Raw genomic sequence first — 12,521 nt, forward strand, 5'->3', positions numbered from 1 at the left:
CTTTCCGAGCGTCTCCGGCGTTAGATCAGCCGCTGGGCCTTGGCTTCAAGGTACAGATCTTTTTTCGTCAACAGGACGGACCCCAACCCGAAGAGCACGGCCAGGAGCGTCGCAAACACGCCGAGGAAGGGAACGGCGGTCAAAAAGAAGTACAGGCACAACCCGAACACGAAGGCCCATCGATCGCGGTCGGGGACGCCGAGCCGGTCGAAGACGAAACGTCCCAGCAGCGCGATGGTGAACACGCGGGAGACGTACAACACGATGGCGTACCAGGCCAGAAGCAGGACGGCGAGCGGAATCCCGAGCACGGTCACGGCCAGCAGCCCGGCCGCCAGCGGGATGGCGGTCAGGCCGAGCAAGCCCACGCCCAGGGACACCAGCGGCTGCTGCGACAGGTGGATCAGCGTGTGCTGGGTGGACGTCGGGTACAGGCGCATGAGCAGCAACCCGATCACGAGCGTCGACACGAAGCTGGCCGCGGCCGCCACGAGCTTGAAGCCGACGAGCAAGGCGAGGACGTCCTTGAGCGTCGGCAGCAGCTCTTTGGGCACCATCCGTCTGATGGTCTGTCCCGAGACCACGGCTTGGGGATCGATCGAGGCGGGAAGGCGGCTCCAGTACATCAGATTCCCGGCCACCGCCGCCTTGGACGAGAGGCGCAAGGCGCCGACCGCGGCGGTCAAGTCGCCGCCGATGCGGTTGGAGACGCTGAGGTTCCCCGCGGCGATGCGCGCATCCCGGTGGATCAAGCCGCCGAGTTCAACCTGACCGCCGGCCGCGATGATGTTGCCGCGAAAGAGCGCCGAGGGCGTCACGTCGATGCTGCCCCCGGCGATCGTGGCGTTCCGACCGATGTCTCCATTGAAGGTCAGCTTGCCCCCGACCGCGCGAACATCCTGAGACACCGTGCCGGAGACGGTCACGGTTCCGCCTGCCGCCAGCAGGTCTCCGTTGATGATTCCATCGACCAGGATCTGCCGGCCGGCCGCATAGACATCCCCGTTCACCGTCCCGGAGATTTCAACGATCTTACCGACGGCGAAATAATCATGGTCGACGACGACGCCGGCCGGCAACACCGCGAGGTCGTCCCCGTCGGTCTCCCGCCGGTCTATGTCCTCCGCCGCGTCGGGACTTCCCGAAGACAAGGCGAGCAGGACGACCATGAGCGCCGCAGTCACCGGCCGGCGGCTGATTCCGGACTGTAGCGGCTGGGAGGTCCGAGTGTTCATGAGAGGCTTTCGTGTTCTCGCAACCGCGAGTCCCGCTCCTCGCGCGAGTCGCGCGACGCGGAGGTTTACGCGGGTTAATTCGCGAGCCACTCCGGCTTCAAGATGAGGATGACCCCCAGCCCGAGCATGACGGCCCCGCTCACGAGCTTCAACCAGCGCCCTTCCTGTTCCTGGAGCTTTCGGCGTCCCAACGTCATGACGGCGATCGCCACCATGAGACTATCGTCGAGGATATAGGCCAGATTGTAAAGCCCTCCAGGGCCTTCAGCCTGGCGCCCGTCGTCCGACCGTCGACGAAGCCGATGATCAATCGGCCCCGCAGATAGAACGCCGGCACGCCGAGCGTGCGCACGTCGAATCGAGCGGCCAGGTCCTTGAGTCTCGCCAGAGCCTTCGGATCCTGTCCGATGTCTTGAACGGCGATGCGGAGAGAGGGCCGCTCCCGTTGGAGCTCATTCAGGAATCGTTTTGCCGCGGCGCAATGGGGGCAGCCTGCGCGGGTGAAGACTTCAATGTCGGCCGGCGACTCGGCCCGACTGACCGGTGCCCCGACGAGGAAGACGAAGCAGATCAGACACGGCCCGAGGATGAACCGGGCTCGGAGAACGATGCCCCGCCGTCCGACCGTCGGGCTCCCGCTAACCGGTCGCATCGAACGGCGCCATCATCCTGATGTAGGACAGCACGTCGCGGATCTGTTCGTCCGTCAAGCGCTCGCGAAACCCGTGCATCGGAGTGAACAACACGCCGTGCGAGATGGTGATCAACACCTCCCAGTCGGTTTTCGACCGAGACCGAATGGACTGCAGGTTTGCCGGGGGGACGATCAGGTAGCGTCCTTCCGGTCCGGTCCCATCCAGATTCTTGCCGTGACAGCGAAGACAATGTTGCGCGTAAATTCCCTCCCCGTTCCGAGGGTTGCCCCGCAGTCCTTGCGCGGTCACCCAGGAACTGCAGAAGATCACGGCCAAGACGGCGGCGACGACGACACGTGCGACATGCATGGCGGAGAGCCTCCTTGCTTTCGGTTAACGCACGACGAGGACGGAACGGATCGAACGGTGGGTGGCGGAGTGCGAGACGCTTCCCAAGAGGAAACGGTCGGCCCCCGTTCGCCCGTGAGACCCGACGATCAGCAGATCGCACGCATTGCCGTGTTCGGCGAGCATGCCGGCCGGGTCTCCGTTCAGAATCTGCGTGCTGACCATAATGGATGTCCTTTCTTCCTCGACGTCGTCACCCGGCTCCGGCTTTTTAGCTGATAGCTAATAGCTGATAGCTGGTAGCCGACAGCGAATGGCTGATAGCCGACAGCGAATAGCGAATAGCGAGTAGCCAAGAGCTGCGCTATGCCGCCGGAATTTCGAGGAGATACAGTTCACCCTTCATCCCCGGATGCAGATCGCAGCGGAACGAATAGTTGCCGGCGCGATCGGGCGTGAAGCGGATCACCAGGGTCTTCCCCGGATCCACGTAGACCCCTTCCATCCCTCTCCCGTATGCGGCGATGCCTTCGCCCTCCACGTGCAGCGCCAGTTGCGCGAGCACCGGCGCCGTAAACCCGTGCCGGACGATATCCTGATTGCGAAGGATGATCACCGTGGGGATGCCGTGACGGACCGGCGCCGGCTGGGTCAGGAGAAACTCATAATTGCGAATCGTCAGATCGATGCGTTGCTCTTGGGCGGTGCGGCGCTCCGGCTGGTCGCCGGCGAATCCGACTCCGGAGGCGAGCATCATGAGCGCAATTGAAACGGTGCCGCGAAGCCAGGGACTCATTCGACCTGCCATCGTGTCCTCCCGGTCTCTCCGTTCAACGCAGAGCGGTCAGTTCCTCATAGTGCGACGCCACGACGCGAAGGAGCGCCTGCCGCAATTCCTCGCCCCGGTATTGGCGATTGGCCACTTTTCGCAGTCGCGCGGCCAGCGTGCCGTCTCCGAGCGTCCCTTCCGCCCAGCGGACGAAATCCTGCCGGCGGTCATGGTACTCCAGGCTGCCGATCGGAAGGCTCGGGATGAGCTGCAGAAGTTCATAGAGACTGGCGGCTTCTTGGCCGATCGCTCCCTGTTCGTCCCGGAACCAGAAGCGCTTGCCCGCGGGCAGCGGCGTATCCAGATACTTGTAGAGGTGGCGGATATGGGGGACCCGCCGGATCGCGGGACGCATCCGGACCATCTGGCCGCCGCACAGGAGCGCGTGCCCCATCGGAATCTCGTCGAGGCGGGTCTCCGTCAGCCCGCAGATGCGGCAATGCTTGCGGAGGCCGTGGGCCGCCTCCGGGTCCGACACGCGGGTGAACAGGCAGTGGTGTAAGGCCTCCAGCACAGGGGCGCTGAGACGATCCGGCCTGTAGGAGACGAAGGCCCACCCTCCGGCCGCCAGCAGCGGGAGGACGGCCGCAGTCACCTCGCCGCCGCTGAAGGCGAATTGTTGCGCTTCGTCCAACACGATCCAATGCGGGCGGTACCGTCGCTCGCGGACCGGGCGGAGCGCGCGGAGCAACTCGGTGACGTAGCCGCTTCGCAAGGGGACCGGATACTGGCTGAGATCCAACGTCAGGGAGACCCCGCCCTCGTCAAGCAACGAGACGACGGCCGAGGGAGGCGGCAGACTGGCGCGGTCCCCGCTCACGGATACGAAGCGCGGCAAGACCCGCAGCCCGCGGAAGTCGCCCTCGGGATCGATCAGCAGGACCTGGTACTCCTCATGGTGCAAGCCCTCGGCGATCAGGCCGACCATCCAGGACTTCCCGGTTCCTGAGTCGCCGAACACCCCGAGATTCCGTCCGGCCAGACGGGAGGCCGGAAGGGTCACGGTTGATCCGGCCTCGGTCTGGCCGAGCAGGATCGGGCGTTCCCGCTTGAGCGGAATGTCCAGGAACTGGCCGGCCAGCGGATAGCGATCCAGGATTTCCCGCACGCCTTGAGGGCCCGGCGCCTCGGCGACCACATCCGCCAGTTCCCGCACCGCGGGAACCGCGTCCGCGACGGCGACCGCGACTTCGGCCAGGGTCAGCATGGACAGGTCGTTTTCCGCGTCGCCGAAAGCCGCCAGGTTGCGGGGCGAAAAGCCGCACAGCGCGAGCAGACGTTCCAGCCCGGACCCTTTGGTGGCGCCGGGCGGCAAGACCATGACGGCGCCCTTGTTGTATTCGATGGAGGCGCTGCCGCCGTAGGCGCCGGCCACCTGCCAGAGCGTCTGATCGTGCGGCGTCCAGGTGGCGGCGATGGCCAATCCCCGCTCAAACGGAATGCCGCGCTCCTCCAAGGCCTTCACAAGGTTCGCATCCAGTTGACCGAACGGCAGATACGTTTCGCCGCTGCCGGTGTGAGTCAGCACCGCGCCGTTCTCCCAGACGATGCCCATGAACAACTCGCCGAAACGGCCCAACGCAACCGTCTCGAAGCGCCGGCCGGTGACCAAGAACAGCGCATGCCCCATGGCGCGGCAGCGTTCGAGCGCCGTCACCAACTCGGGAGGGACGACCCCGTCTATGGCGAGCGTCCCGTCGAAGTCGAAAGCCATCACGCGGCGATACATGGCACCCAAGGGGTGAATGTGGAATGTGGAATGCGAAATGAGAAATGTTGAAGAGCCGGCCCTTCCGACATGTGAGCATTCCTCATTCCAATTCCTCATTCCTCATTTCGAATTCCTCATTTCATCAGATTCCCACCAGCACCCGGTGCGCGCTGATGGCTCGCAGGGTCCGCATCACGTCCTCGTAGGACAGCTCGGGCACCTTCTTGCCCTTCGTTTCCTCCGCATTCAACACCAGATCATTCATCGCCAGCATACCCTGGAGGACACCGTCCTCATCGACCACCGGCAGCCGGCGGACTTTCTCCCGTTTCATGAGATCGAGCGCGGTATGGACATCGTCGGTGGCGCGGCAGGTGAACGCCTTTCCGGAGACCGTCTCCCACACCGTGATGTCGGAGGCCGGTTTGTTTCTGGTCGCCACGGCCATGCAAATGTCACGGTCGGTGATGACCCCAAGGACCTTCCCTTCGACATTGAGAACCGGCAAGATGCCGCAATCGCTGTCCCACATCATCTTGGCGGCCTCGGCCAGATTCGTATTGGGGCCGCAGCACTGCACGTCGCGAGTCATGATGTCTTGAACTTTCATGGCATGCCTCCTCTCCGAGCTTGCCGAGCCGCTCGCCCGCAACCATCCGGCTTTTCGGTTCTCTTCCTTGCGCCGGCGTCATCGTTCCCACTTCACGCGAACGAACTGCTCGCCTTCATCGTAATGGACCCAGAACTCGCCTTGATAGGCATGGTGCAGCATCTCCCCGATGCGCCGCGGCAGGTGGGTGTCGGTGGTCGAGACGACCAGCGTATCGTTCTGCTGTTCGATCGCCATGATGCGCGAGAGGGGATGCTCGGCCTTTTCCTTCGCCTCGGTGTTGTGGACGACTCCGAGGATCTCCTCCCGATGGTCGGCCAGAAACGGACCGGCGACGGTGAGCAGCCCCTTCGGGTACTTGTCGCGAATGCGATGGCAGGCCGGGCACAGGGCCTCGTGCGCTCCTACAGGTCGCGGGACCCATGTCCACCGGCCCCTGTGGAACACCGCGCCGCACTCGGGACACACGGTAGGTTCCTTGAGCTTGCCCGGCAACTTATATGTGTCGTGCTGGTATTCCTGGACGGTCCGATCGCGCCGCACTCCCAGTCCCGCGGGGGTCTTGGTCTTCGGCGACATAAAATTGTCCTTTCCCGTTTTGAAAATAGTTGCCGACAGCAAACAGCGAATAGCCGATAGCCAACAGTACGTGGCGAACAGCTCGTCCGAGAGGCCATAACCAATGGCTCAGAGCTATTGGCTGTTCGCTGCTCGCGACCAGCTACCTTCCGACATTGAGCCGGGTTTCGTTCACGGAGGCGGCCCCTGCCGGTGTGTGCGCAGTGCCTCTTCCGCCAAGTCCAGGTATCGAATGACGTCCGCATCGTCGACTTGGGCGAAGTCGGCATAATGGCTTCCGACCGCGAAAAACGGCTCCGGCGCCTGCAAGACGACCAACTCGTCGACCAATCGTCTGACTTCCTGGAGCGTCTCGCGCGGCCCGACCGGAACGGCTGCGATCAACCGGCGCGGTTTCAGGTCTCGTATCGCATCCAGCGAGGCGAAGAACGTCGCGCCGGTCGCAATGCCGTCGTCCACGAGCAACACCGTCCGATCGGTGAGCGTCGGCTGTTTCCGTCCTTGCCGGTAGAGCGCCTGCCGTCTGGCGATCTCTTCCTGCTGCGCCCGGATCAGCTTCTCCAGCTCCTCCTGCTTGAGCGCGGACAGCGCGACCGCCTCCCGGTTGAGATACAACGAGCCGGTCTCGCTGATCGCGCCGAGGGCGAACTCGGGATTGTCCGGTGCCCCGATTTTCCTGGTGATGAAGACGTCCAGGGGGAGGCGGAGCGCGAGGCTCATCTGGTAGCCGACCGCCACTCCGCCCCGAGGCAGAGCGAGAATCAGGGCTGTGGGGTCGTCTCGGTACGACGTGAGCCGGGCCGCCAGGAGACGACCGGCTTCTTCGCGATCATGGAACATGGTGTCGATCCTGATCTCCATAGACGGCGTCCTCTATCAGGCTGCTGGTGACGCCGATCAGGAAGATCGCCAGAAACGCCAGCGCCGCGATCAGCCACCACAGGCGACGGGTCGGACTGAACGGCTCCCGGGTATGGTCCCGATGCATCGACCAGGGTAACTCCAGGTAGTGCGGGCGACGTGACATGGCGATTCTCCTCTCCGAGCTTGCTGAGCCGCTCGCTCGTTATCGCTTTATCGCATTTGGCGCGAAGCGGAGAGCGTCTGCGACCAACCGGCTTTCTCAGTTTCCGTCCGTTCGTTGGCCCGGCTCTCAGGCGACCTTCACCTCGATGGCCTTGGGCTTCGCCTTCTCGGACTTGGGCAAATGCACCTTCAGCACGCCGTCCTTGTACTCGGCGCTGACTTTGGATCCGTCGGCGTCCTCCGGCAGGGTAAAGCTCCGCATGAAGCTCCCGTAGGCCCGCTCCACCCGATGATACTTCTTGCCCTTTTCTTCCTTTTCGTACTTGCGTTCTCCCGAGATCGACAGGACGTTGTCTTGAATGGTCAACTTCACGTCCTCTTTTTTCACTTCCGGAAGCTCCGCTTTGATCACGTACTCCTTCTCGTCCTCCGTGATGTCCACGAGCGGCGACCATTCCGCCACCGTCATGGCTTCCTTCTCGCCCTCGGATCGCACCGGCACCCGGCCGAAGAACGTCGCCAGGCGTTTCTCCATTTCTTCCAACTCCTTGAACGGATCCCAGCGCGTCTTAAACGGTTCCCAACGTGTAATGGCGTTCATAGAGCACCCTCCTTGCTGAATGACGAAAGGTTATTGGGTTAATACTCGGCAAAGTCAGTCATGCCCGATCCTCTTCGTGTGCGCTACGGCGGGACTCACAACGTAGACCCCGGGGCTCTTCAGGCGCAATTGCACTTGTCCGTTGCGACTCAAACGGTCCAGCTCGAGAAACACCTGGTTCCAGGTGAGACCCGGACACTGAAGCACCACATCTTCCAACAGACTCCCTGGCGAACGAATGATGACCTCCATGACCTGGCCGGCGGATGAGAACTCTGTGGACATTGTGCCCCCCTTCGCTTGTCGGCCTCCTCAAGCGGCAGACAGTGCATCCGCAGTGCCAGTGCCCGATGGCCCGGACAGCGGACAAGACTCTCACGGCAACGGGCACTTATGGAGATCTGACGGGAAACCGATCAGCGGGACGAAGACCTATTGTGGCGTTTCGGGCCAGCGACGGGACTACCGCTGTTGCCTATTACCTCAGGCGCTAAGTCAGAAAGGCTTTCCGCAGCCGAACCAGGAACTCGTCGACGAGGCTCAGATCGGATCGGTGTGTACAGTGCGCCAGCCGGCGCCGAGCCTCCTGGGTCCAGTACTCGCCCAGGTCAATGACCTCTCCGACGCGGTAGTTGCCCGCTTTGATCTTCCGGATGGTTTCGCCGATCGGGGTTTCGGCGATGCGCACGCTGAACGTCTCCCGCTCCAGCAGTTCGCAGAGGTTGAACAAGACACGGAGGTAGGCGGCGGCGTATTTCTCCGGCCGCTCGTCCTTTTTGTCCAGCATCTTCTTGCGTTGATTCTCGCAGTAACCGGTAAACGCGTCGTAGGCGGCCTGCGGAGACCAGACGTGGGGAAAGAGCCGCCGGAGTTCCGTCCCCCAGTCATCCATCGCCACGACCGGAGCCACGAAGGTCTCGAGGATCAGCGGATGGCATTGCGTGCCGAGGAGCAGGAACTGGCCCACCTCCCAGGCCGTTTCGTCGGCCTCCTCCTTCCTCATGCGCGCGCCCTGGTACTTGAATCCCAGGCGGAACATCTCCGCGGTCGGCATCACGAACACGCTCCGATAGTCGGCATCGCTGCCCGGCGCGGCCAGCCCGTGGGCCTGGGATCCGACGAGGACTTTGAGAATCGTCCGGTCGGCGCCCGCTCTTTCCGTTGCCATCTCAACTCCGGGCCGTCAGTTGCTCAATGCACCCGTTCAACGACGCGTACTTGGGATAGTCCGCTTCCGGAATCTCAACATTGAGTTCTTTGTGCAGCGCGATCACGAAGTTCAAAAAATCCATCGAGTCGAGGTCCAACTGATCGCGAAAGCTCGCGTCCGGGTTCAGCGACGTCAGGTCGGCCTCCGGCGCAATGTCGCCGAGAACGCGGAGGACGGCGCTTTTGACTTCTTCGGCGGTCAATGCGGCGCTCATAGGTGATCGGGCTCCTGCAACAGCCGGTCGACCGCGGCGAGGAACAGCCCGCCGCGATGGCCGTCCGTCACGCGATGGTCGGCGGAGAGGGTGGCGGTGACGACCGGCCTCGCCACGACTTGGCTGTTCACAATCCAGGGCCGTTCGACGACTTTCCCGAAGCCGACCAGCGCGACCTGCGGCGGGTAAATGACCCCGAAGACGGTCTCGACGCCCTGCTCCCCGAGGCTGGTCACCGTGATCGTGGGATCGGACAGCTCCGACCCCCGCAACGTCCCGGCACGGGCGCGTTTGACGAGGTCTTGGAAGTTCCGCATCAGCTCGCTCAGGCTCTGCCGGTCGGTGTGATGAAGGGCCGGCGCCACGAGACCGCCTTGCCTCAAGGCGATCGCGACGCCGACATGGATGTCCTGGCTTTGAACGGCTGTGCTCCCCTTCCAGACGGCATTGAGCTCCGGGACGTGGCGGAGGGCCAGCGCCACGGCCTTGAGAAGGAGCACACCGTACAGGAGCCGGTCCGTGACCGGCCGTTTGAGATTCTCTTCTCTTAACCACGTCAGAGCCCGGCCCATGTCGATCGTCGTGCTCAAGTAGTAATGAGGGATCTCCCGCTTCGAGCGGGTCATCGCAGCCGCGATGGCCTGCCGCATGCGGGCTTGGCGATCGCCGGCTTCGCCGGCTTGCGGCGCTGTCTCTCCAGCCTCGATCCTTGTGCCCTGCGCCTCCGCGACCCGCAGAATGTCGTCGCGGCCGATCGCGCCTCCAGGGCCGGTTCCCTGCACGGTAGACGGGTCGATGCCGAGGTCGGCCGCGAGTTGCTTGGCCGCGGGGGAGATCCGGAGGCGGACCGGTTCGGTAGCCGGAGGAGCCTGGGCCGCTTCGGCACCCTCTTTGCCCCGTGCCATCGGCCGCTCGCCTCGCGCCGTCCCTTCCTCCCGAATGATCGCCATCACTGTGCCTACGGGAACCTTGGCGCCCGGCTGGACGAGCAGTTGTTCGATGATGCCGGTCGTGAAGGCTTCGATTTCGATGGCGGCCTTGTCGGTATCGACCTCGGCGATGATTTCGCCCTTGGTCACCCGGTCGCCGACCTTCTTGCGCCATTCGATGAGCGTACCGGCGCTCATGTCGGCGCCCAGCGACGGCATGAGGAATTCAGCCAAATCTATAACCCCGTGAAGCGTGAAACGTGAAGCAGGACGCATCCTGCCGATTAACGAGTAACGGTTAACAATATGTCCTCAACTGCCCACTGACGTTCAAATGATCTCACCGGGCCAATAACTCGCGGACCGCCCGAACGATCGTGTCCGGCTGCGGCAGCGCCGCGTCCTCCAGGTGCTTGGGATAGGGGATCGGCACCTCGGCGCTGCAGACGCGCGCCACCGGTCCGTCGAGATCGTAGAAGGCGCCTTCCATGATCTGCGCGCTGATTTCCGCCGCGAAACTGCCCGTCCGCCAGGCTTCGTCGACCACCACGGCGCGATGCGTTTTTCGGACCGATGTCAGGATCGTCGCCGCATCGAGCGGGCGCAACACGCGGAGGTCGATGACTTCGGCGTCGATGCCCTCGGTCGCCAGGCGGTCGGCGGCTTCCAGAGCCTTCCACAACGACCCCCCGAACGTGATGATCGACACGTCCCGTCCGGGTCGTCGCACCGCCGCCTTGGAAATATCGACCGGGAAGGCTTGCTCGTCCAGCTCTCCTTCCATCGGGTACAGGTAGGCGTGTTCGAAGATGAAGACCGGGTCAGGTTCCTTTAACGCGCTCAACAACATGCCTTTCGCGTCCGTCACGGTGGCCGGGGTCAGAACCTTGATGCCGGGGATGTGCGCATACCAGCCTTCGAAGCTGTGCGAATGTTGGGCGGCCACCTGGCGTCCGGCTCCGGTCGCCATGCGCACGACGAGCGGAATGTTGAACTGGCCGCCCGACATGTGACGGATCGTCGCCGCGTTGTTGACGATCTGATCCAAGGCCAACAGGCTGAAATTGACCGTCATGACTTCTACGATCGGTTTCATCCCGCCGAGCGCCGCGCCGATGCCAGCGCCGACGAACGTGTTCTCCGACAGCGGCGTGTCGCGGATGCGCTCAGGGCCGAACTCCTCGAGCAGGCCTTTGCTGCAGGCGTAAGTCCCTCCGTAGCGTCCGATGTCCTCCCCCATCAAGAGGACCCGCGGGTCGCTCTGCAAGGCCTCACGCAGGCCGGCGCGGACGGCTTCTCGATAGGTGATCTTCGTCATGGAATAGCCATGGAGCCATCGGCGATCAGCAGCCTCGCAGCGGGACTTGCGAGACAGGCGCGGCTCGCGAGAAATCCTGGAAGAGATGTTTCTCCTGTCGCGCTTTCCCGCCCGTCTCGCCGCTCTCGCCTTTACGTCCGCGTGTACACATCCTTCTCCAGGTCCTCGACCGGTTCCCAAGGACCCGCTTCGGCGAAGGCGACTGCGTCTTCAATCTCGGCGGCGATGGTATCCTCCATCTCCTGAAGATCGGCATCGGTGAGCCATCCCAGTTCACGCAGCCGTGTTTCGAACGTGGTGATCGGATCCCGCTGCTTCCACTTCGCGACTTCCTCTTTGGTGCGGTACAGCTCGGCATCGTACATCGAATGGGCGCGGAAGCGGTAGGTGCGGTATTCGAGAAGATAAGGACCGGAGCCTTGACGAACCGAGTTCACGGCTTGCCGCGTGGCCTCTCCAACGGCCAGCACGTCCATGCCGTCCACAACCGCTGACGGAACGGCATAGGCGTGAGCCTTGAACGCGATGTCGGTTTGGGACTGGTGCCGGGCCAGGGCGGTGCCCATGGCGTAGAAGTTGTTTTCGCAGAGGAACAGCACCGGCAACTTCCAGAGCGCCGCGAGATTGAGCGACTCGTGGAACTCGCCTTCGGCGACGGCGCCGTCGCCGAAAAAGCAGGCGGTGACCCTTCCTTGGCGTTCCCCTTCGTCCAGGGAGGGAGACGGGGTGGAGAGCTTCTGCGCAAGGGCGAGCCCGACCGCGATGGGGAGCCCGCCGCCGACGATCGCAAGGCCGCCGTAAAACCGCCGGGAGGCGTCAAAAAAATGCATGGAACCGCCGCGGCCGCGCGCGCAGCCGTTGGCTTTGCCGTACAGCTCCGCCATCAGGGGGCCCATCGGCGTGCCGCGCACCAGCGCATGTCCGTGCTCGCGATACGTCGCCACGACGGCGTCTTCCGCTGTGAATGCCGGCAGGGCTCCGGCGGCCACCGCTTCCTCGCCGATGTACAGATGGAGAAACCCGCGGATCTTCCCGAGACTGTACAATTCCGCCGACTTTTCCTCGAACCGCCGGATGCGCAGCATCTGGCGGAGCAGTTCGAGTCCATGCAGACGGCCAGGATCGAGTGTCACGTCTAATTGCTCCGATGCGCGGCCTGACGATGCGTTCGCGAGACGAGCGAGACTTGCGCGACTCGCGCGAAACGACGAATCCAATAACTCGGATTATGCGCATCTCGCCATTCGCGCGTTTCTCGCGAGTCCCGCGCTGAGCG

17 protein-coding genes and 1 pseudogene are annotated in these 12,521 nt (G+C 63.5%); all 18 read right to left on the reverse strand.

What is annotated here, in order from left to right; genetic code table 11:
- Positions 1 to 20: 20 nt before the first annotated feature.
- Positions 21 to 1,235 carry a polymer-forming cytoskeletal protein gene (locus tag AB1555_06245; GenBank protein MEW6246296.1) on the reverse strand — a complete coding sequence of 405 codons (1,215 nt, stop codon included), beginning with the start codon at positions 1,233 to 1,235 and terminating at the stop codon, positions 21 to 23.
- A gap of 74 nt (positions 1,236 to 1,309) precedes the next feature.
- Entirely contained in the window at positions 1,310 to 1,450 is a 141-nt protein-coding gene (locus tag AB1555_06250) for a hypothetical protein (GenBank protein ID MEW6246297.1), read from the reverse strand.
- Positions 1,429 to 1,887, reverse strand: a complete 459-nt coding sequence (locus tag AB1555_06255) for a glutaredoxin (protein ID MEW6246298.1) — start codon at positions 1,885 to 1,887, stop codon at positions 1,429 to 1,431. Before AB1555_06255 ends, AB1555_06250 begins: the two co-directional genes overlap by 22 nt.
- Entirely contained in the window at positions 1,874 to 2,239 is a 366-nt protein-coding gene (locus tag AB1555_06260; protein ID MEW6246299.1) for a cytochrome c, read from the reverse strand. The genes AB1555_06255 and AB1555_06260 overlap by 14 nt, the downstream gene beginning before the upstream one ends.
- A 24-nt stretch (positions 2,240 to 2,263) precedes the next feature.
- Positions 2,264 to 2,449, reverse strand: a pseudogene (locus AB1555_06265) (universal stress protein).
- A 133-nt stretch (positions 2,450 to 2,582) separates the two neighbouring features.
- Positions 2,583 to 3,026, reverse strand: a complete 444-nt coding sequence (locus AB1555_06270; protein ID MEW6246300.1) for a cupredoxin domain-containing protein — start codon at positions 3,024 to 3,026, stop codon at positions 2,583 to 2,585.
- A 22-nt stretch (positions 3,027 to 3,048) separates the two neighbouring features.
- Positions 3,049 to 4,776, reverse strand: a complete 1,728-nt coding sequence (locus AB1555_06275; protein MEW6246301.1) for a DUF5752 family protein — start codon at positions 4,774 to 4,776, stop codon at positions 3,049 to 3,051.
- Between the two features lie 124 nt (positions 4,777 to 4,900).
- Complete coding sequence (locus tag AB1555_06280; GenBank protein ID MEW6246302.1) at positions 4,901 to 5,368, reverse strand: CBS domain-containing protein; 468 nt, start codon at positions 5,366 to 5,368, stop codon at positions 4,901 to 4,903.
- A gap of 78 nt (positions 5,369 to 5,446) precedes the next feature.
- Positions 5,447 to 5,947: a BCAM0308 family protein gene (locus AB1555_06285; protein ID MEW6246303.1), complete on the reverse strand. Its 501-nt coding sequence runs from the start codon at positions 5,945 to 5,947 to the stop codon at positions 5,447 to 5,449.
- Positions 5,948 to 6,118: 171 nt separating this feature from the next.
- Positions 6,119 to 6,808 (reverse strand): phosphoribosyltransferase, encoded by a 690-nt coding sequence (locus AB1555_06290; GenBank protein MEW6246304.1) that lies wholly within the window; start codon positions 6,806 to 6,808, stop codon positions 6,119 to 6,121.
- Entirely contained in the window at positions 6,777 to 6,974 is a 198-nt protein-coding gene (locus AB1555_06295) for a hypothetical protein (protein ID MEW6246305.1), read from the reverse strand. Before AB1555_06295 ends, AB1555_06290 begins: the two co-directional genes overlap by 32 nt.
- Before the next feature lie 126 nt (positions 6,975 to 7,100).
- Complete coding sequence (locus AB1555_06300; GenBank protein MEW6246306.1) at positions 7,101 to 7,574, reverse strand: Hsp20/alpha crystallin family protein; 474 nt, start codon at positions 7,572 to 7,574, stop codon at positions 7,101 to 7,103.
- 54 nt (positions 7,575 to 7,628) lie between these two features.
- Positions 7,629 to 7,859, reverse strand: coding sequence for a hypothetical protein (locus AB1555_06305; protein ID MEW6246307.1), 231 nt, complete (start codon positions 7,857 to 7,859; stop codon positions 7,629 to 7,631).
- 205 nt (positions 7,860 to 8,064) lie between these two features.
- Entirely contained in the window at positions 8,065 to 8,742 is a 678-nt protein-coding gene (locus AB1555_06310) for a nucleotidyltransferase domain-containing protein (GenBank protein MEW6246308.1), read from the reverse strand.
- Between the two features lies 1 nt (position 8,743).
- Positions 8,744 to 8,998: an acyl carrier protein gene (locus AB1555_06315; protein ID MEW6246309.1), complete on the reverse strand. Its 255-nt coding sequence runs from the start codon at positions 8,996 to 8,998 to the stop codon at positions 8,744 to 8,746.
- A complete protein-coding gene (locus AB1555_06320) occupies positions 8,995 to 10,146 on the reverse strand; it encodes a dihydrolipoamide acetyltransferase family protein (protein MEW6246310.1) in 1,152 nt (383 codons plus the stop codon). Before AB1555_06320 ends, AB1555_06315 begins: the two co-directional genes overlap by 4 nt.
- 121 nt (positions 10,147 to 10,267) lie before the next feature.
- Entirely contained in the window at positions 10,268 to 11,245 is a 978-nt protein-coding gene (locus AB1555_06325; protein ID MEW6246311.1) for an alpha-ketoacid dehydrogenase subunit beta, read from the reverse strand.
- Between the two features lie 131 nt (positions 11,246 to 11,376).
- On the reverse strand, positions 11,377 to 12,330 hold the full coding sequence (gene pdhA, locus AB1555_06330; protein MEW6246312.1) for a pyruvate dehydrogenase (acetyl-transferring) E1 component subunit alpha: 954 nt from the start codon (positions 12,328 to 12,330) through the stop codon (positions 11,377 to 11,379).
- Positions 12,331 to 12,521 lie beyond the last annotated feature (191 nt).

The organism is Nitrospirota bacterium (assembly GCA_040755395.1).
Classification (GTDB): Bacteria; Nitrospirota; Nitrospiria; order Nitrospirales; family Nitrospiraceae; genus DATLZU01.

Coding starts and splice junctions, on each gene's coding strand:
- AB1555_06325 (MEW6246311.1), bottom strand. CDS start 11,245: ATGACGAAGATCACCTATCGAGAAGCCGTCCGCGCCGGCCTGCGTGAG.
- pdhA (MEW6246312.1), bottom strand. CDS start 12,330: ATGCTGCGCATCCGGCGGTTCGAGGAAAAGTCGGCGGAATTGTACAGT.
- AB1555_06300 (MEW6246306.1), bottom strand. CDS start 7,574: ATGAACGCCATTACACGTTGGGAACCGTTTAAGACGCGCTGGGATCCG.
- AB1555_06260 (MEW6246299.1), bottom strand. CDS start 2,239: ATGCATGTCGCACGTGTCGTCGTCGCCGCCGTCTTGGCCGTGATCTTC.
- AB1555_06245 (MEW6246296.1), bottom strand. CDS start 1,235: ATGAACACTCGGACCTCCCAGCCGCTACAGTCCGGAATCAGCCGCCGG.
- AB1555_06320 (MEW6246310.1), bottom strand. CDS start 10,146: ATGCCGTCGCTGGGCGCCGACATGAGCGCCGGTACGCTCATCGAATGG.
- AB1555_06280 (MEW6246302.1), bottom strand. CDS start 5,368: ATGAAAGTTCAAGACATCATGACTCGCGACGTGCAGTGCTGCGGCCCC.
- AB1555_06295 (MEW6246305.1), bottom strand. CDS start 6,974: ATGTCACGTCGCCCGCACTACCTGGAGTTACCCTGGTCGATGCATCGG.
- AB1555_06310 (MEW6246308.1), bottom strand. CDS start 8,742: ATGGCAACGGAAAGAGCGGGCGCCGACCGGACGATTCTCAAAGTCCTC.
- AB1555_06305 (MEW6246307.1), bottom strand. CDS start 7,859: ATGTCCACAGAGTTCTCATCCGCCGGCCAGGTCATGGAGGTCATCATT.
- AB1555_06285 (MEW6246303.1), bottom strand. CDS start 5,947: ATGTCGCCGAAGACCAAGACCCCCGCGGGACTGGGAGTGCGGCGCGAT.
- AB1555_06255 (MEW6246298.1), bottom strand. CDS start 1,887: ATGCGACCGGTTAGCGGGAGCCCGACGGTCGGACGGCGGGGCATCGTT.
- AB1555_06290 (MEW6246304.1), bottom strand. CDS start 6,808: ATGGAGATCAGGATCGACACCATGTTCCATGATCGCGAAGAAGCCGGT.
- AB1555_06270 (MEW6246300.1), bottom strand. CDS start 3,026: ATGGCAGGTCGAATGAGTCCCTGGCTTCGCGGCACCGTTTCAATTGCG.
- AB1555_06250 (MEW6246297.1), bottom strand. CDS start 1,450: ATGGTGGCGATCGCCGTCATGACGTTGGGACGCCGAAAGCTCCAGGAA.
- AB1555_06315 (MEW6246309.1), bottom strand. CDS start 8,998: ATGAGCGCCGCATTGACCGCCGAAGAAGTCAAAAGCGCCGTCCTCCGC.
- AB1555_06275 (MEW6246301.1), bottom strand. CDS start 4,776: ATGTATCGCCGCGTGATGGCTTTCGACTTCGACGGGACGCTCGCCATA.